The 19,159-nt window shown below is 38.5% G+C and carries 18 protein-coding genes and 2 pseudogenes; 13 read left to right on the top strand and 7 right to left on the bottom strand.

Annotated features, from left to right (window positions below; all coding sequences use genetic code 11):
* The first annotated feature begins 580 nt into the window (after nt 1–580).
* Both CER18_RS04035 and CER18_RS04030 read left to right on the top strand, forming a co-directional pair.
* Nucleotides 581–976 carry a helix-turn-helix domain-containing protein gene (locus CER18_RS04035; protein WP_100128809.1) on the top strand — a complete coding sequence of 132 codons (396 nt, stop codon included), beginning with the start codon at nt 581–583 and terminating at the stop codon, nt 974–976.
* A gap of 428 nt (nt 977–1,404) precedes the next feature.
* Complete coding sequence (locus CER18_RS04030; RefSeq protein WP_100128808.1) at nt 1,405–2,448, top strand: tetratricopeptide repeat protein; 1,044 nt, start codon at nt 1,405–1,407, stop codon at nt 2,446–2,448.
* A gap of 202 nt (nt 2,449–2,650) precedes the next feature.
* Here the strand turns inward: CER18_RS04030 and CER18_RS04025 are convergent, their stop codons facing one another.
* The gene (locus tag CER18_RS04025) at nt 2,651–3,196 is read right to left on the bottom strand and encodes a hypothetical protein (RefSeq protein ID WP_100128807.1); all 546 of its coding nucleotides are present in this window, start codon (nt 3,194–3,196) and stop codon (nt 2,651–2,653) included.
* 776 nt (nt 3,197–3,972) lie between these two features.
* On the bottom strand, nt 3,973–4,536 hold the full coding sequence (locus CER18_RS04020) for a hypothetical protein (RefSeq protein WP_100128806.1): 564 nt from the start codon (nt 4,534–4,536) through the stop codon (nt 3,973–3,975).
* 184 nt (nt 4,537–4,720) lie between these two features.
* On the opposite strand from CER18_RS04020, the gene CER18_RS04015 reads away from it, so the two are divergent.
* The 9 genes from CER18_RS04015 (at nt 4,721) to CER18_RS03970 (ending at nt 12,002) form a co-directional block, all read left to right on the top strand.
* A complete protein-coding gene (locus CER18_RS04015; protein ID WP_100128805.1) occupies nt 4,721–5,305 on the top strand; it encodes a hypothetical protein in 585 nt (194 codons plus the stop codon).
* Between the two features lie 614 nt (nt 5,306–5,919).
* The gene (locus CER18_RS04010; protein WP_100128868.1) at nt 5,920–6,285 is read left to right on the top strand and encodes a helix-turn-helix domain-containing protein; all 366 of its coding nucleotides are present in this window, start codon (nt 5,920–5,922) and stop codon (nt 6,283–6,285) included.
* 375 nt (nt 6,286–6,660) lie between these two features.
* Nucleotides 6,661–7,026 carry a helix-turn-helix domain-containing protein gene (locus CER18_RS04005; RefSeq protein WP_180299382.1) on the top strand — a complete coding sequence of 122 codons (366 nt, stop codon included), beginning with the start codon at nt 6,661–6,663 and terminating at the stop codon, nt 7,024–7,026.
* Between the two features lie 661 nt (nt 7,027–7,687).
* Nucleotides 7,688–8,086, top strand: coding sequence for a hypothetical protein (locus CER18_RS03995; protein WP_100128802.1), 399 nt, complete (start codon nt 7,688–7,690; stop codon nt 8,084–8,086).
* 554 nt (nt 8,087–8,640) lie between these two features.
* Complete coding sequence (locus CER18_RS03990; RefSeq protein ID WP_100128801.1) at nt 8,641–9,012, top strand: helix-turn-helix domain-containing protein; 372 nt, start codon at nt 8,641–8,643, stop codon at nt 9,010–9,012.
* Between the two features lie 583 nt (nt 9,013–9,595).
* Nucleotides 9,596–9,961: a helix-turn-helix domain-containing protein gene (locus CER18_RS03980; protein ID WP_100128799.1), complete on the top strand. Its 366-nt coding sequence runs from the start codon at nt 9,596–9,598 to the stop codon at nt 9,959–9,961.
* Between the two features lie 526 nt (nt 9,962–10,487).
* Nucleotides 10,488–10,634 carry a hypothetical protein gene (locus tag CER18_RS10250; RefSeq protein WP_210199632.1) on the top strand — a complete coding sequence of 49 codons (147 nt, stop codon included), beginning with the start codon at nt 10,488–10,490 and terminating at the stop codon, nt 10,632–10,634.
* Nucleotides 10,624–11,199 carry an elongation factor P gene (gene efp, locus CER18_RS03975; RefSeq protein WP_100128798.1) on the top strand — a complete coding sequence of 192 codons (576 nt, stop codon included), beginning with the start codon at nt 10,624–10,626 and terminating at the stop codon, nt 11,197–11,199. Before CER18_RS10250 ends, efp begins: the two co-directional genes overlap by 11 nt.
* An 11-nt stretch (nt 11,200–11,210) precedes the next feature.
* A complete protein-coding gene (locus CER18_RS03970) occupies nt 11,211–12,002 on the top strand; it encodes an inositol monophosphatase family protein (RefSeq protein ID WP_100128797.1) in 792 nt (263 codons plus the stop codon).
* A gap of 609 nt (nt 12,003–12,611) precedes the next feature.
* On the opposite strand, the gene CER18_RS03965 is transcribed toward CER18_RS03970, so the two are convergent.
* Together CER18_RS03965 and CER18_RS03960 are read right to left on the bottom strand one after the other, a co-directional pair.
* Nucleotides 12,612–14,039 (bottom strand): hypothetical protein, encoded by a 1,428-nt coding sequence (locus CER18_RS03965; protein ID WP_100128796.1) that lies wholly within the window; start codon nt 14,037–14,039, stop codon nt 12,612–12,614.
* Nucleotides 14,040–14,327: 288 nt separating this feature from the next.
* Entirely contained in the window at nt 14,328–16,118 is a 1,791-nt protein-coding gene (locus CER18_RS03960; RefSeq protein WP_100128795.1) for an ABC transporter transmembrane domain-containing protein, read from the bottom strand.
* A gap of 189 nt (nt 16,119–16,307) precedes the next feature.
* Here CER18_RS03960 and rpmE point away from each other — a divergent pair, with 189 nt between their 5' ends.
* The gene (rpmE, locus tag CER18_RS03955) at nt 16,308–16,529 is read left to right on the top strand and encodes a 50S ribosomal protein L31 (protein WP_005774581.1); all 222 of its coding nucleotides are present in this window, start codon (nt 16,308–16,310) and stop codon (nt 16,527–16,529) included.
* Nucleotides 16,530–16,795: 266 nt separating this feature from the next.
* Nucleotides 16,796–17,035, top strand: a complete 240-nt coding sequence (locus CER18_RS03950) for a hypothetical protein (RefSeq protein ID WP_100128794.1) — start codon at nt 16,796–16,798, stop codon at nt 17,033–17,035.
* A 168-nt stretch (nt 17,036–17,203) separates the two neighbouring features.
* Here the strand turns inward: CER18_RS03950 and CER18_RS03945 are convergent, their stop codons facing one another.
* The 3 genes and pseudogenes from CER18_RS03945 to CER18_RS03935 form a co-directional block, all read right to left on the bottom strand.
* Entirely contained in the window at nt 17,204–17,620 is a 417-nt protein-coding gene (locus CER18_RS03945) for a hypothetical protein (RefSeq protein ID WP_245410043.1), read from the bottom strand.
* Between the two features lie 679 nt (nt 17,621–18,299).
* A pseudogene (locus CER18_RS03940) lies at nt 18,300–18,817 on the bottom strand (class I fructose-bisphosphate aldolase); the annotation flags it as partial.
* 159 nt (nt 18,818–18,976) lie between these two features.
* Nucleotides 18,977–19,159, bottom strand: a pseudogene (locus tag CER18_RS03935) (class I fructose-bisphosphate aldolase); the annotation flags it as partial.

Below are 19,159 nucleotides of genomic sequence, written 5' to 3'. Positions count from 1 at the left end.
GGATGTTTTGATTGCATACACAACAATAAAGAGGGCTCTAAATCCTGAAAACACAAACATGAATTGATCCCGCTTTGCGGATTTCCTGAAATTCTGGGAGTTTTTGCTCTGTCCAGATGCTTACCAGCACTAAAAGCAAAAAAGCTGATTGAGATTCAGTATTTTTGGCTCTCGGAATACGCATAAGGGCGCGCGCGCACTTGGCGGGGAAAAATGCAAACCAACAAGCTTAATTAACGACATTTTCATTGGCAAAGAAAACACACTATATCATCTGCCCGAGCAAACAATCTCCAATAAGAAAAATAGTTATGCTTTATTACTTGCATCAAAACCACACGGACTCTCATTAAAAACTATTTTTTATTGCCAACCTCATGAAATTCCTTTATGAGTTAAAAGGTGTCTTGGTCGCATACGCAACGACCAATAGGGATTAAAAGCCTGAAACCTAAACATGAATTTACCCCGCTTTGCGGGTATCCCGGAATTCCGGGAGATTTTGCTATGTCCAGGTGCTTACCAGCACTAAAAGCAAAATGCTGATTTAGGTTCAGTACTTTTAACTCCCGGAATACTCATGCGAGGGCGCTCGCAACCGGTGGGGACAATGCAAACCAACACTCTTAATATTGATCTTTTTGTCGGCAAGAAAATTCGCTTGAGACGACAAATGCTAAAGATGTCTCAAACAACTTTAGGGCATGCTTTAGGGATAAGCTTCCAACAAGTTCAAAAATATGAAAAAGGCGCCAACCGTGTTAGCGCGGGGCGGTTAAAGGAAATTTCCGATATTCTTAATGTTCCAGTTTCCTTTTTTTATGCGGATATCATCACAAAACAACAGCCTCCTTATCATCATGATGAAATCATTTCCAGCACAGAAGAATACCAACTGCTCAAAAAATTTAGAGTTCTAACAACTGTAAAAAAGAAAGCCATTTTGCAGTTACTTTCTGATGAGAAGGCAAGCTAAAATCATGCGATAGAATGCGAACACGCTCTATAATGTGACACGCGCCTCTAGAGTCTACAGACCTCTCTTCATCAGCATTTTACACTTTTCATCAGCAATTCCCCCGCTCTTCATTAAAAATTCCTCCACTCTTCATTAAAAATTCATTGCGTATTTTGCCTCATGGTAGACGCTTTTTATTTTAAGGATGACAAGCGTTTATAAGAAAAGATAGTCTCTCTGGATCATTCAGCCTTGTTGTTTGAATTGTTTAAAATAGCACTGTTTAAAACAGTCTGGTTCTTATAAACGTTTATGCTATTTTTATAAACGTGCCCAAACCTCCCTTAACGAAAAGGAAAAATAAGAGAGCAATGGGATTCTTATATGGCTTGTAATGATAAAAGAAAAATGTGAAAACTCTGATTGGTAATGAGGAGGAAACATCGATGATCAAGAAAAGCGTTAAACTGCTTATCCTAGGTATAATGGGATTTGCAAGTTCTGTTGTAAATTCTTCTGGAAACATTGAAGAACTCTCAGATTTTGAACGCTCTTTCAAGACGACTCAAGAATCTTCAAACCCAGAAGAACATTTTCAGCCCTTAAAAGCTGGAGACTACGACAAAGCTTATGACTATTACATCCAAGGCTATTATTTAAAAGCTTTTCGTGAAGCTCTCCGGCGTGCTGAAAAAAATGATCCTTTTGCCCAAACGCTTCTTGCCCGAATTTATATGGAGGGATGCGCTGTTCCTGTTGACGGGGCGCGGGCTGCGTTATGGTTTGAACGCGCCGCAAGACAAGGGGAACCCCAAGCCCAACTGCGTTATGGACTTATGTTGTTTGATGGACATTTTGTAAAACAAAATCAAGAACTTGGTGAACAGTTTATTCGACAGTCTGTCAAGGCAGGCGTCAAGGAAGCCTATTTTTATTATGCACAACTTCTTCTTTATAAAGCCTCACAGGAAAAACAAAATCTCCCTGGCGTCTCGTCCCAAAGCAGTGAAAATGAAGCCATCGAACAAGCTTTAAAATGGCACTTAAAAGGAGCTGCTCTTGGCGATGCAGAAGCTGCTTTTGCAGCGGCAAAAATTCTCTCCTTAGGCACTTTACACCGACCAAAGGATGAGCGTAATGCCCGCAGACTGCTGGAAGTTGCAGCTCAAAACAACCACTTAAAATCCCAGCTTCATTTAGCACAATGGCTTATACAAGGCCGTGGCGGAGAGAAAGATTTTGACCGTGCTTTTCATTTGCTGCTTCACAATGCCACCAAAATGGTACCCCCAGCACAAATTGCTCTTGCAAGGCTTTATCGAGACGGCATCGGAACAAAAGGCGATATAATAACAGCAGCCGCATGGTATCTGCTTGCAAAGGAAGCAAAAATGCAAGCCCCTGATCTTGAAATAATGCTCCAAGGGATGGACAACACACAACGAGAAAAGGCGCAGAAAGAAGCCATAAAGCTCCTTCCTATTTTTTAAAAACACCTTAACAAACTTAAATTTTGCGTGACACAAATTTCTCTTAGAAAGGCTTTATCAAAAGAATAAACAAAAGATGCTTCAAGACCCAGAAGGCAGCAGACACAAGAACAACACCATGCTCTATACCTGCTAAAGCAGGCAAAAAGCTCAAAACCTCACAGAATCCCTTTCTATTTTATACAATTTTCAAAATCATTTTTTATTCATCGTTTGGAAGATTTTCATGCGAAGCAGATAATTTTAGTTCGTGTTTTCGTATGAATGCAACAGATTGATCACCTTTGAAGAAAAGCGCAGGATTAACCCAATACTGATTACGCAATTTTGGTTTTAAAAAATCTTTGGCTATGAGTTCTTTTAAGCCATTGTGAAATGTTCTATTTGTCATATCCACTTTCACACCATTTAAACCACCATTAAGCCAAGCTAAAGTAATGCTATCTGTTATCGGAACAGATTGATATATTTTTAAAACTTCGACAAAAACACGATACCCTGTAAGGGATAAATTAAAAACCTCTCGAATGCCGTCTGCAAATGCTTGTAAAAGCTGTTCCTCATTATTTTTCTCATCTCTAACATGAATAATAGGAACAGTTAAAATTTTATTCGTCTTATAATCGACTAACTTTTGATACCCAATACAAGTCGTAACAGTTTTATCCCGAATGCATATTGTGGATTTATTGAGAAAAGGATTTTCGAGAGGTGAATATTCTAATTTTCTCAAATTAAGGTCATTCATTTAACTGCCCATCATAAGCTTATAGGCAGCTTTCAGATTGTAATCACAGCAACAAAAGAATATTTTTGAAATTTTTCTTCTTTTATAAGAAAAATTTATTGACATATTTTCTCTAAACTGTTGCATCTTATTATTACTACCAAACTAGCAATTGTATTATTATTTAAATGACAATTCATACATTAGCTAAACAGAGAAAGCAAACCATCAGGTGTGCAAAAAATCCATTTGAACGACGAAAACCATTTGGAGATACGCACCCTTCTATTAAAAGAGAATCCATACTGAGACGAAAAGGGCACAATGGCAAGGAAATTACCTCTACACGCTCTTAAAGAAAAGAAAGAATTTTAAAGAGCGATGATCAATTCTAAACATTTGGCTTGCCTCCCCACACTTCGAAAAAAAAAGACCTTAACCTCACACCGCTAAACCATAATCTGTAAATAATCCAACTTCTGAAAATGCCCTTTTAGGCAACCATTTCATACGGTTCACTTCATGAGGCACTAAGCTACACTCTCAAATATTCACCATGCATTCTCATAAAAATACCTCATGGTTTTAGGGAGCTTCTATCATCGCTCTAAATGATGGTATTTTACGACACAACGGAATAAATTTCCCAAAAATCCCAAAAAATTTTGTGCAATTTTTTAAAAAGCTTGCGTCTAAACGCTTTTCATCGTCTTGCAAAGAACTGAAAAGCAAAAAATACATAAAGGTCCTTTTGCACTTAAGCTTTCCTATTTTGTAAAATCCACGAGATTAACTTGCTATCCTTTGTTGGAAAGATTTTCATGAGAAGCAGATAATTTTAGTTCGTATTTTCGTATGAATGCAACAGATTGATCACCTTTGAAGAAAAGCGCAGGATTAACCCAATACTGATTACGCAATTTTGGTTTTAAAAAACCTTTAGCTATGAGTTCTTTTAAGCCATTGTGAAATGTCCTGTCAGTCATATCAGACTTTTCACCATTTAAACCACCATTCAGCCAAGCTAAAGTAATACTATCTGTTAATTGAGTGGATTGATATATTTGAAAAACCTCTATGAAAATACGATATCCCGTACGGGTTAGATTAAAAGTTTTTCGAACATTTTCAATAAATGTTTCCACAAAATATTTTTCATCTGTTTTTACAATTTCTTCAACTTCTTCCTCAGCAATATGAGACAAAATTATGCTCACAGCTTCATGTGTATTGGGATTATTAAATTCTTGGTATTCAACATTTGTTGTAATAGTTTTACCACAAATGCGTATTTGATGTTTATTCAGAAATGGATTTTTTATAGGCGAGTACTCTAACTTTCGCAAATTAATATCGTTCATTATAACTGTCCACCAAGAATTTTTAGGCAGCAATTTCACTCTTGTAACAAGCTATCAAATACAAAAAGAAATAATTTCTATATTTTTTCTACTTTCTAAAGAAGAAAATTATTGACATAAATTTCGTTAAATGTTACATCTCATTAAAACTCGCTACCAAACTGACAATTGTATTATTATTTAAATGACAATTCATACATTAGCTAAACAGAGAAAGCAAACCATCAGGTGTGTAAAAAATCCATTTGAACGACAAAAACCATTTGGAGATGCGCACCCTGCCATTAAAAGAGAATCCATACTGAGAGAAAAATCCCCTTATTCAACAGATGAAAAAACCATTCCTACGATTCAGGAAGATCTTGAGTGTAGACAGTTTACAAAACAACACGTTTCTCAGATTGGGTTATTTTACAAGCTTGGTTCATCGGGTATAAAGGCTTTTGAAATATTAGCGTGGATATTTAAAAATAAGACGATCTGTAAAGATCCCATACCTTTAGATGTTTTTGTTTTGCGTGATTTTCTCAATCAAAAAAAATACGCACCCCCAAAACACGCCCTTCAAAAACATACATCGTCTCTATCATCATCAACATTTTCACGTGGCTTGGCAGAGCTAGAAGAAGCTAAGATAATAGCCAAACATATCCGCAAAGGTTGGTATTTTATCAATCCAAATTTTGTTTTTATTGGAGAACATGTGATATTCCCACGCCATGTTAATCGCAGAGAAAAATATAACAAAAATGTTGTTTCACACAGCTAACAATATTTTTTTCAACAGTGTATGCTTTTTTGCCATGAGACATTTCAAGAGAAAAAAGAACACAATGGTAAAAGAATTGCCTCCACACGCTCTTAAATAAAAGAAAGAATTTTAAAGAGCGATGATCAATTTTAAATATTTTGCTTGCCTCCCCACACTTCGAAAAAAAAGACCTTAACCTCACACCGCTAAACAGTCATCTGTAAATAATCCAACTTCTGAAAATGCCCTTTTAGGCAACCATTTCATACAATTCACTTCATGAGACACTAAGCTACCCTCTCTATTTAAAGTCTCCCCATTTTGGGGGTACTTTGTTTCTTTCATGAGAAAAACACCACTCCTCATTAAAAAAGCTGTTTTTTATTGTAAATTTTCTGAAATTCCTTTATGAGTTAAAAAGTGTCTTGGTCGCATACGCAACGACCAAGAGGGAACTGAAAATCCTAAAACCCTAGCGTAAAAATAAACCCACTCTGTGGGTATCCCGGAATTCCGGGAGATTTTGCTATGTCCAGGTGCTTGTCCGCACTAAAAGCAAGATGCTGACTAGGGTTCAGTGTTTTCAGACTCCCGGAATACTTATGCGAGGGCGCTCGCAACCGGTGGGGAAAATGCAATCTCAAAATCTTAATATTGATCTTTTTGTCGGCAAAAAAATTCGCTTGAGACGACAAATGCTAAAGATGTCTCAAACAACTTTAGGGCACGCTTTAGGAATAAGCTTTCAACAAATTCAAAAATACGAAAAAGGCGCCAATCGTGTCAGCGCAGGGCGGTTAAAGGAAATTTCCGATATCCTCAGTGTTCCAGTTTCCTTTTTTTATGCAGATGTCATCACAAAACAACATACCCTCTCTCCTCATGATGAAGTCATCTCCAGCATAGAGGAATACATGTTGCTCAAAAGATTTAGAACACTCACTTCGATAAAGCAAAGAGCCATTCTACAGCTCATCGCTGATGAGAACGCAAGCTAATATTATATGATAGTGCACTCCATGCTCTCTACAAAGCGATACGCGTTGTTCAAAGCCATACTCCCTCGATATAGAGGCTTTATTTCTTTCATGAGAAAAACACCACTTCTCACTAAAAACTATTTTTTATTGTAAATTTTCTGAAATTCCTTTATGACTTGAAAAGTGTCTTGGTCGCATACGCAACGACCAATAGGGCCTTGAAAACCCGAAACCTAAGCATGAATTTACCCCACTTTGTGGGTATCTCGGAATTCCGGGAGTTTTTGCTATGTCCAGGTGCTTTAAGCACTAAAAGCAAAAAGGCTGATTAGGTTTCAGTATTTTCAAGCTCCCGGAATACTTATGCGAGGGCGCTCGCAACCGGTGGGGAAAATGCAATCTCAAAATCTTAATATTGATCTTTTTGTTGGCAAAAAAATTCGCTTGAGACGACAAATGCTAAAAATGTCTCAAAAAGCCTTAGGGCACGCTTTAGGTGTAAGCTTTCAACAAATTCAAAAATATGAAAAAGGCTTAAACCGTGTCAGCGCAGGGCGGTTAAAGGAAATTTCCGATATCCTCAGTGTTCCAGTTTCCTTTTTTTATGCAGATGTCATCACAAAACAACACGCCCTCTCTCCTCATGATGAAGTCATCTTCAGCACAGAAGAATACCTGTTGCTCAAAAGATTTAGAACGCTCACTTCGATAAAACAAAGAGCCATTCTACAGCTCATCATGGATGAAAACGCAAGCTAATATCATACTATAGGACGCACCATGTTCTGTTCTTGACTTGCCTTACACATCTTCACTGGAAAGAAATCTCTTCCCGATCTTGTTAGCAAACAAGCTGGCCTCTCCAGAACGCAACTCATTGCGCTTCCCATTTTATGGTGTTTATTCCACAAGATTATCCGGACAAGTTTCCCCTTCTCATATTCACCACGCATTCTCGTAAAAACATCACATGTGCAAAGTTTTATGCCTTACAGTGACACCTCAACCGATAGCACTGTACAGCAAACAGGATAAGCATTCATGTATATTTTTAAAAGGTAGCCCTCAAAAAGCAATGTTTGAAAATTGATTTGGTCAATCTAAAACGGTACCTAACACATCATTTTATAATGACGATAGAGAACATGATCTGAACATGCAAGTGCAAAAGATTACTTTTTTATCACAGTCACCAAAAGCAACCGTTTATTTAAAATAGACACCGCAAGAAGCACATGAAGCAACCTTAAAGCCGGAGTCATTATTCATTGATGAATTACCACTTGATTTGAAACCAATATGTTGTAGTATAGCTATAAGCGAAATTGCTCTTATTTCTGGAATAGAAGCTTCGCAAGAGAGCCTATAAGGTGTAAAATTACTCACAATAAAGTATAGAATTAAAGCAGGGGGGAGTAAGATGTTAAAATATTTATTTTTGTCACCGGTTGTGTTTGTGGCTGGTTGCGTATCCGTGAGCAGTTATACATCAAATTATGTTGATCAAAATCTTACGAAGCGTCAGGCTAAACTGGTCGCTAACAGTTTTATTAGCAATATCAAAAGGTCTTTACCACCAACTACAACCACACTTCTTATAAAGAAAAATGACACAGCAGACAACTTTACGCCTTTATTTATCAATATGTTGCGACAAAATCGATATAATGTGATTTATACAGATCAACCCAAAAAACAGCAAAACATGGGTGTGAGTTTGAGTTATAGAATACAATTAAATAATAGAGTTATAGTGTCTTTACTTCAATATAATGTGGATGGAGAACCACGTGCTTATCTCAGTACTCGTCCTAAATGAATCCACGATTGAATGTGAACACTCTCTGATATTTTAAACGTAAAGACTTAAAAGTTCTTGCAAAAAACGCAGAAATTTTCACTTCTATAAAAACCCTCGTTTTTAACCATAAAAATAATTTTTTTCTGTATTTCATAACGACACGAGAATGATGACTTTAAAAACAATGGAAAATGCTCCACACCCTAGCGAATGATTACGCGAAGATGTAATCGCAAAACTTGACTGACCTGTGATTGAAGCAACTGAATAACTTGCTCTGTCTCGTAGAGCATTTTCTAATATTTTAAATGGGAAATCTGCTATGAGGGCCCTCACTTATTCGGCTTAAACGAGCTGTTGTAAGTGCACTCCATATATTTAGCTAAATATTGCCAAAATTATGATTTATCGTAAACTTTAAAACGTAAACAGCTTAAGAATACTCTTATCCTACCGTATGCTCATACCTTCCCTACTCTATCGGAACGCCCCGCCCTTAGGGTGCTGAAACGGCATACAATGTGTGAAATTTAAAAAACGCAAAAAGCTCAAAACCTCACACAAGCTCTTCTATTTTATACAACTCTCAAAATCTTAATATTGATCTTTTTGTTGGCAAGAAAATTCGCTTGAGACGACAAATGCTAAAGATGTCTCAAAAAGCCTTAGGGCACGCTTTAGGGATAAGCTTCCAACAAGTTCAAAAATATGAAAAAGGCTTAAACCGTGTCAGCGCGGGGCGGTTAAAGGAAATTTCCGATATTCTTAATGTACCAGTTTCCTTTTTTTATGCAGATGTCATCACAAAACAACATGCCCTCTCCTCTCACGATGAAGTCATCTCCAACACAGAGGAATATCTGTTGCTCAAAAGATTTAGAACGCTCACGTCGATAAAACAAAGAGCCATTCTACAGCTTATCATGGATGAAAACGCAAGCTAATATTATATGATAACGCACTCTGTTCATAAACATTCACGCGTATTTTACAAAATAGCCTCCTCGATGCTTTTTGATTTGAAATGATGTGCACGCGTTGCTATCAATATATCTGTTCTGATTTTCCCACACTGCAAAAAAACAAAGATCTTAATCCACACCACTAAACAGTCATCTGTAAACAATCCAACCTTTGAAAACGCCTCTTGAGCCGCCATTTCATACAATTCACTTCATAAGACGCTAAACGACACGCTCTATTCAAAGTCTCCCCATTTAGGAGTATTTTATTTCTTTCATGAGAAAAACACCACTTCTCATTAAAAAGCTGTTTTTTATTGCCAATTTGCTGAAATTCCTTTATGAGTTAAAAGGTGTTTTGGTCGCATACGCAACGACCAATAGGGATTCAAAAACCCGAAAACTCAAACATGAATTTACCCTACTCTGTGGGTATCCCGGAATTCCGGGAGTTTTTGCTATGTCCAGGTGCTTACCAGCACTAAAAGCAAAAAAGCTGATTTGAGTTCAGTATTTTTGACTCCCGGAATACTTATGCGAGGGCGCTCGCACTTGGCGGGGAACAATGCAATCTCAAAATCTTAATATTGATCTTTTTGTTGGCAAGAAAATTCGCTTGAGACGACAAATGCTAAAGATGTCTCAAACAACTTTAGGGCATGCTTTAGGAATAAGCTTTCAGCAAATTCAAAAATATGAAAAAGGCTTAAACCGTGTCGGCGCAGGGCGGTTAAAGGAAATTTCCGATATTCTTAATGTTCCAGTTTCCTTTTTTTATGCAGATGTCATCACAAAACAACATGCCCTCTCCTCTCACGATGAAGTCATCTTCAGCACAGAAGAATACCTGTTGCTCAAAAGATTTAGAACACTCACTTCGATAAAACAAAGAGCCATTCTACAGCTTATCGCTGATGAGAACGCAAGCTAACCTTATGTGATAGTGCACCACATTCTCTATAACGCGATACGCGCTATAAGGTGCTACACGCTCTGTTCTTAACAGACCTCATACACCTTAAAGGACAAAAGCCCCTTCCCGACCCAATTTCTCAGCAATCCGGCTTCTCAGAACAAAACTCAGCTTCCCATTTTATGGGGTTTATTCCACAAGATTATCCAGACAAGTTCCCCCTTCTCATATTCACCATGCATTCTCACCACGCATTCTCATAAAAAATGCCTCATGGTTTTACAGAACCTCTATCATTAATCTCAATAATATTTTACGATATGATGGAATAAAATTTCCCCAAAACCCCAAAAAAGTTTCCCAAAAGTCTCAAAAAATTTTGCACAAATTTTTAAAAAGCTTGCGTCTTGGCACTTTTTATGGTCTTGCAAAGAGTTGAAAAGCAAAAATACATCAAGGTCCTTTTGTCCTTAAGCTTTTCTCTTTGCAAAAACCATACGCAAAGGGAGTTTGAGCAAGAACAATAAAGAGCACACAGAGGACCATGAGAAAGTCGCAAGACGAACAAAGGAATTTGAGCCCCAAAATAACAAAAGCGCTCACTGTTAAAGGCAGCAAAGAAAAGCGCCATAAAGGCAACACGAGAGCTCTTTTTGCAAAAATAGAATTGGATAGAAACGATGAAAATTAATGGCAATGAAATTCGTCCTGGTAATGTGATCGAGCATCAAGGAAGCTTGTGGGTTGCAGTGAAATGTAATGCCGTTAAACCTGGAAAAGGTGGTGCATTTAATCAAGTTGAACTAAAAAATTTACTGGATGGGACAAAACTCAATGAACGCTTTCGTGCTGCTGAGACGGTTGAGCGCGTTCGCCTTGAACAAAAGGATTTTACCTTTCTTTATCAACAAGGAGATGCTTTGGTCTTTATGGATTCAGAGTCGTATGAACAACTTGAACTTCAAAAGGATTTTGTGGGTGAACGTGCTGCTTTCTTGCAAGATGGAATGACTGTCACAGTTGAACTTTATCAAGAAAAGCCTATCGGCATCTCACTTCCTGATCAAGTTGCTGTCACGATTGTGGAAGCCGATCCGGCTCTCAAAGGACAAACGGTCACCGCTTCTTATAAACCTGCCATTCTTGAAAACGGGATTCGTATTCTTGTACCTCCTTTTATGAATGCTGGTGAGCGTATCATTGTCGACACCAACGAATTGATTTATTTGCGTCGTGCAAATGAAAAAGATAAATAAAGGAATAAAAAATGGCCCATTCTGCAATCATGAATGTCATGGTGCAAGCTGCCATGAAAGCAGGACGCTCGTTGGTGCGTGATTATGGTGAAGTACAAAATTTGCAAGTGTCTTTAAAAGGGCCAGCCGATTACGTCAGCCAAGCCGATCGCAAAGCGGAAAAAATTATTTTCAACGAATTAAGCAAAGCACGCCCCAAATTTGGTTTTCTGATGGAAGAGTCTGAAGAAATCGTTGGAGAAGATTCACAACATCGTTTTATTGTTGACCCTTTAGATGGTACCACAAATTTTCTCCATGGCATTCCTTTTTTTGCTGTTTCCATTGCTTTAGAAAGCCAAGGTAAAATTGTTGCGGGTGTCATTTACAACCCCGTAAATGATGAGCTCTTTACCGCAGAACGCGGCAGTGGTGCTTTTTTCAACGACCGGCGCTGTCGCGTTTCTGCACGGAAAAGACTAGAAGATTGTGTCATTGCCACCGGCATGCCTCATTTTGGTCGCCCTGGTCATGGAACCTATCTTATTGAATTGCGCAATGTGATGATGGAAGTTGCTGGACTTCGCCGTTTTGGCGCTGCTTCTCTTGATTTAGCCTATGTTGCTGCTGGTCGAACTGATGGCTATTGGGAAGACAACCTGCAAATTTGGGATATGGCTGCTGGAATATTGATGGTTCGCGAAGCTGGAGGTTTTGTCACCGATAAAGAAGGTGGTGATGATATCTTCCGCAAAAAGAACATCATCGCCGGCAATGAACACATTCGCACCAAGTTAGAAAAAACCCTCAAAAAAGGCATTTAGCCCTCACATTAAGCGCTCAAAAGGACGTCTTTTTAAAAGGCAATACGAACACGCCCCCTCTGAATACTCCTCATCACGCAACCTATCTCAACAAATCACACAATATGATGAAAATGATGAAAAAATTCGGAAAATTGTGATGAGAAAGCCTACAGAACTTCGCTTGTCTTGACACTGCTGCTCTTGATTTAGCTTATCCGCTAGTCGAGCCGAGAGCTTTTGGAAAGAAAACCTGCAAATTTGCAATAGAACACCCCGCATACAAATAGTTCACAAAACCATCACCAACGATCAAGCACCCCAAAAAACCTAAAAATACAATGACAGCCTAGCCAATATTATTGACACTGTTGTCCCCCTCAATTCCTCTACAAACAAACTAGAAAACACAAAACACCATCACAACAAAACGCTTCAAGAAGCAACAAGCACACCAGAAACAAGCCTCCTTCTTCTCTTAAAAATAMCCCCTACACGTGTCGCMAAAAGCTTGCCTCCAACCGCCTCTCTTCTCTGTTAAGAACCGTCACATATGCCTCTCAAGAGTTTTCACCCCTCACAGTGACAAAGATTTCAGCAAATCCACTGCACTCCACCCTCCCCCTTCATTTAATCGTCTTGTAAACAGCCTATGAAATGTGCACGAGATCTGTAGTAACAAAAATCCTTTTTTTCAAAAATCGCTTCCCGCATTTCTCTCTTAACCTGTTCTCGCTCCTTTTCAACAGCCTCTTCCAGTTTCTTTAGCTGCTTTTCACCGAAAATAATTTTTAATTTTTTTTGTGAATTGCTTATTCCAACAAGCTTCTCCCAAAAAATCAACCGATCATCACATTTCTCATTTGAGGATCTCAACCATCCTCTAGCACCTGATGCGTAAGCTTTTTTTAATGTTAGAGTCCCTTCAACAATGGAAGAATCTTGTTCCATACTTGCATCATTATTTTTACACGTATTGATTGTATCTTTAACTATGGTATAAGAGCACCCCTTATCAAAAGCCATATAGCCCTTTTTGACTGTTTTAATGAGCTTCTTATAGTAAATAAAAGTCTCTCTCGCCGTTTTATAATCACTGGAAATATCATACAATAACGACAGCACATCCTTTTTACAATATAGTAACAGTGCACATTGATTAGACAAAGAATTCCTGTCATTGAACATTTTCTCTATCTCTTCATATTCTGTAGTAGGTATAGATATGTTGTCCCACAAAGTATCTGCAAATTTTTGCTTTTCATTCTTCTTTTTAGATAGTTTTTCTTTTTGCTTTTTGCATTCAGCTATAATCACATCATCAAGAACATACAACAACCAATGAAGCAATAACGTTGTAGGTTTATAATGTTCTTTATTCGTATGAGTATTAACAAATCCTTGCAGAGAAATTCCATTCTCTTCCATGAATTTCCCTGCTTTTACATAATGTTCCTCAAAAAGTGTTTCATTCAAAAGATGATATATTTTTGCAATCTGCTCATCAGTCAGTTCTGTTGCGAGTGCCTCTTTATACAATAAAGGCAATTCTCTCTCCCCTTGCGCACAAATATTCTTTACCAATGAAGGTCTGTTCCCGTGAACTTTCATGCCTGCTCTAGGATTTTTTATCCCTAGTATATCCCTTTCCCATTGCCTTATTCCCTCATCCCATTTCTCAACCCACTCCTTTGATATTTTTTGCGTTTTTTCAAAAAGCCTTTGTTCTCCTTCTTCAACAATCTTTTTATATATCTGATATTCTCGATCTTTTTGCTTAAGTTGTTCAGTCAATTGTTTGTTATGATAAATTTTGGCTACCAGCATTATGCCTACCACACAAAACACTATTCCCATTGCAAAGCCTAACAACACGTTCGTTGAGTATCCCAAAGAAACCAAAAACTCTTTCAAGAGGGTTAAACCCATCACGCTAAATCCTAGATACCCAAATTTCCTCACCCACTTCAAAATGAACTTAATGTTAACTATTATTCGGGAATTATTAGTTTCTTCTTTTACAGGATTATCAATTACCTGTTGTATTTCTTCATCCATTATTTCCCTCTTTTTTAGCTAATCGTTTATGCAACCTTCTCATCAACACCTCGATATTGTATCATTATGTGTATATACGATTCGCAATTATCTATATATTACATTTTAATGGATATAATATACAAAATATAGATATTTTTTATTGCTGCAATACAACAATTTGTATTTAATTAAACAGCTCTGGAGATTGATGCACTTTAAAGAAAAGCCAGCCCTTAAAACTGATAAGCATGGCTGTAAAGAGGGGTATTTATGCCCTTAAAATTACTGCTCTTATCTCAAGAGCCCTTATTCGGGTGAAAATTGCAATTTTGCCAGATAAGCATAAACACCATTTTTTGCCACAAGTTCGGCATGGGTTCCTTCTTCCACAAGGGCGCCTTTATCCATCACAAGAATACGATCCGCTTTTAAAATTGTTGCCAAACGGTGCGCGATCACCAATGTTGTACGGTTTTGCATCAAGCCTTCTAAAGCTTTTTGCACGAGTTTTTCACTGTTTGCATCTAAAGCAGATGTTGCTTCATCCAGCAGCAAGAGCGGTGCATTTCTTAAAATCGCCCGAGCAATACCGATACGCTGTTTTTGCCCCCCAGAAAGCATGGTTCCACGTTCTCCAACTTGCGTATCCAAACCGTTTGGCAAAGTTTCAATAAATTCAAGTGCATTGGCTGCTTTAGCGGCCGCAAGAATTTCCTCTTCCACAGCATTTTCAGTCCCAAAAACAATATTATCACGCAATGTACCATCAAAAATAGCAACATCTTGCGGAACATAAGAGATTGCACCACGTAAATCTTGCAAAGAAAGACGATCAATTTCCATGCCATCCAGCCGAATTTTTCCACTTGTTGGATCATAAAAACGCAGGATTAAAGAAAAAAGTGTGCTTTTTCCTGCCCCTGAAGCACCAACAAAAGCAACTGTTTCACCGGCTTTGATAGAAAAGGAAAGCGAGTGTAAAATTTTCTCTTGTGGTCGAGAAGGATAGGTAAAATCAACATGATCAAAAACAAGTTCGCCTCGAACAGGTTTTGCCAAAGAAACAGGATTTTTTGGCGCTAAAATCATAGGCTGTTCTTGCAACAATTCGGCCAATCGTTCAGCCGCACCTGCAGCTTGAATGAGTTCTGCCCCAAGTTCTGATAATTGCGCAAAGGTTGAGGCTCCAAAAACGGCATAAAGGACAAATTGCCCTAATGTCCCCCCTGTCATCGTTCCATTCAAAACATCCCGCGATCCAATCCACAAAACAGCAACCACACTGCTAAAAACCAAAAAAATTGCAAAACCAGTAAAAAAGGAACGCAAAATGACAGAAGCCCGTGCTGTTTGAAAGGCGCGTTCTACCAACTGTGAAAAACGTGTCGCAACAAGTTTTTCAGCAGTAAAAGCTTGCACCGTGCGAATAGCGCTAACCTGTTCTGTTGCAACAGCATTAGCATCGGCGAGGCGATCTTGTGCCGCCCGCGTACGTGAACGAACTTTACGCCCAAAAGCCACCAAAGGAATTGCCACAACAGGAATAGCAGCCAGAACCAGCAAAGACAATTTAGCATTGGTGATCACCATCATCACGACAGCCCCAATCACGATAATCAACTGACGCAAAGCGGTAGAGGCAGTCGAGCCAACAGCCAATTTTATTTGTGTCGTATCTGTTAGAAGTCTTGAAACAATCTCACCTGAATGCGACCGATCAAAAAAAGCAGGAGAAAGTTTCATAATATGGACAAACACATCCCGCCGTAAATCAGCAACAATTCGTTCTCCCAAGGTGATGACACAATAATAACGGCACGCTGAAGAAAAGGCGAGAACCAAGGCTAATGCAAACAAAATTCCGAAGTAAAAATTGATATGCCCATGGCTTGAAGAAGAAAATCCATGATCAAACATTTGACGGATCGCGATGGGCAAAGCCAATGTGACAAGAGCCGCAACAGACAAAGCAACAAAGGCAAAGATAAACAGCCAACGATAGCGCAAAAGATAAGGAACAAAAATGGCAAGCGAAGAGAAGGAAGATTTTTTAAGGGAAGACTTTGCAGATTGTTCTGAATGACGATATAATTTCATAAAACTTCGCTCACTATATTGAATGATTTATAACACGTGGCACAATGATGCATCTTGAACACTTGTTTTTTAATGCGTGCTCAGCTATAGGAATAAATACTTTAATCAATGTATCAAAAAGACAAAGGAAGCGCACTTAAAAAATCGAGTAAGTGTTCTTTCATTCTATAAACGCAAAAGGTTTGACGCATGAAAGCGAATATTCATCCTAACTATCACAAAATTACCGTTGTTATGACGGATGGAACTCAATATACAACGCGCTCCACTTGGGGAAAAGAAGGGGATACCCTTAATCTAGATATTGATCCAAGAACGCATCCAGCATGGACAGGTGGGTCCCAGACACTCGTAGACCGTGGCGGTCGCCTTTCTAAGTTCAAAAATCGTTTTGGCAATATTGGTATGTAAAAACCTCATCCTCGTGAGGCACAAGGATTTTTTGCCTCGTGAAGCGATGAGGCTTTTTTGTGCTGTAGAGAGTACATTCTAAAGAGTGATTCAAAAACGCATCCAACAAAAATAGATAGGTCTGAAACACCTATAAATTGTGATGGCTGCGTTTTTTAAATTCAAAGATCATTTTGAAAAATCAGCATAAGCCCCCTTCTCGTGAGAGATAAAGATTTCAAATAAAATGATTGCAAACAGCTCATCTTTTTTGAACTGACAATGCTATGGAAGAAGAAATTCTTACCGCAGGCAAAGCAACAAATGCACTTGAATTGATTCAAGCTTTACCTGAGTGGTTTGGAGACACGAGGAAAAGAACGTGGGCCTATGCTTTCTGGGAGGCAAAAGCAGCGCATTGGTATTGCATGGGCGATTTTAAGAAAAGCACAAAGCTTTCCCCTTATATCATGATTTCAAAGCCACGTGAAAAAGACAAAACAAGCCGTTTTTGTATCTTAGGGTAAAGACACCGTTAGGCGTCCCGTAAGGATTGTCTTGATCTTAAGAATAAAAGCTTATTAATTCCTTCATTAAATGCAAATCTGATGTCATGTTTTGGAGAGCGATTATTAAGAATTTGAGAAGCTATCCGCCTCCCATTTTGATTTGTGTACAAACAAAGTGCGCTCTATTTATTCAAAGAGAATAAGTTCATACCCTTCAGGTGCTAAACGGTATAAGAGAGCGTCGTACCCCCACATAGCATACAGAGAGCAAACAGAAAAAACCCCTTCACCAATTGCTAAGAGTAATGTGAGCGATATCCCAGCTTCATCGGCTGTTGCTTCGTGGCGTTGTAAGAGGTATCCGAAAAAAAAGAAAAAGCACGCTAATCCACTCGCACCCGCAATGAAGCTTAGTGCGGTATGAACCAGTCCACGCATTTGGAACATGATAAGAAAAATTGTAAAAATAAACAGTCTAAATATCCCAGCTAATATTATACGTATTATATTGAATACTTTACGTATTATAATTGAAGGAATACCCTTTTTTGCATCTGGATTTTTTTCTTGGATATTGCTCTTGTTAGCAGATATGCTGTTCACGACTCCCCCCTCTATTCTTCAGCCGCGCTACTGTAAGTCTTATAAGAATGCGTCATTTTCCATTATAGCATCACAAATACAAGAAAAATTTATTCATTTTAACAAAAAAACATGCATTTTATTGAGATGCAAATCCATTTTTGTTAGCAAAAGCAACTAAATCCGCTCATTAATAAAAAGACACCCCCATTGATAGAGAAAGCTATCCTGATGCAAAAAAGCTTCATAAGCTGTATGTCTAATCCCATCAGAAATCACAGCTCTTCAATCGACCCGCTTACCCAACTTTTGAGATTGCACTCAAATGGATTGTGCTGATGACAAGCAATAATAACATGAAAAAGAAGGAATATCACAATATCAAACTCTTCTTAAGATAGTACCAACTTTATGATTTTCACTTCAAAAAACAAGAGTCCACCTCACAAACCATAACAACGAAGATACTGCGCATTCATAAATTTCCTTTAAAGTACCTTCTCCCCTTCCTACAATCGCACCTCTCTCGCAATCTTATCTCTCGATGCAATTCATAAAGACTTTTAAAATATCCAAAGAAAAAACGCTCTGAGAAAGCTTTAAAACCTAAAGGGTCCTCGCTATTTTTATCACGATGAAGACATCCAAAATTACGCAGAAACAGGCAAAATCTCCTGCATTTAGGTATAGAGCTTGTGCTTCAAGCGCTCACCTGTTCCTGCTCTTTAGTCCATTGTCCTAAAGCCGCAAGATGGTTCATCCGAGCACGGTGATGAAATGCCTTTTGTGCAACAGCAATATTCTCATCTTTGCCAGCCCATGCTTTTAAAGCAGCCGCTTGCAAGGCACGTCGATCAAGAAAAGGTCAATGTCCAAGGCAATGYGCCCAAAGAATTCATGGCCGATAAATGCGCCGTTGCTTCCTGATCTGATTGACCGGAAGACAAGAAAAGCAATTCCTRGAACAGCAGAAGGTACAGTTTGTTTAAGCACACGGACAGTCTTTTCAGCGACTTCTTCAATACCAGCCTTGCGCGCATCTTTTCCATCAATCACCATATTGGGCTTTAAAATCATCCCCTCTAAAACAACACGAGCTTCAAACAATTCTTTAAAGACAGTCTGTAAAACAGCATGTGTCACCTCGAAGCAACGCGCAATGGAATGCTGACACGACGGCCCATCCATCAGCACTTCCGGCTCCACAATGAGTACAATCCAATCTTGAAATTGTTAAATCCAAAAATCTGTATTCTTTATAAAGGAGCATGGCTCATGCGAAAACTTATGCATTTGATTGCTCTTCCTTCTAAAGCAAAACGTTTGCATCAAGGACAATCACCGTACTCCCTTATGGAAACCCAAGTCTATGGCAATTCAAGCACTCACCTGTTCCTGCTCTTTAGTCCATTGTCCTAAAGCCGCAAGATGGTTCATCCGAGCACGGTGATGAAATGCCTTTTGTGCAACAGCAATATTCTCATCTTTGCCAGCCCATGCTTTTAAAGCAGCCGCTTGCAAGGCACGTCGATCAAGAAAAGGTCAATGTCCAAGGCAATG

The sequence above is a fragment of the Bartonella tribocorum genome, assembly GCF_002777915.1.
In the GTDB taxonomy this organism is placed as follows: domain Bacteria; phylum Pseudomonadota; class Alphaproteobacteria; order Rhizobiales; family Rhizobiaceae; genus Bartonella; species Bartonella tribocorum_A.
Note: the sequence above shows the minus strand (reverse complement) of the source record. Positions and strands in the feature narration are given on the sequence as shown.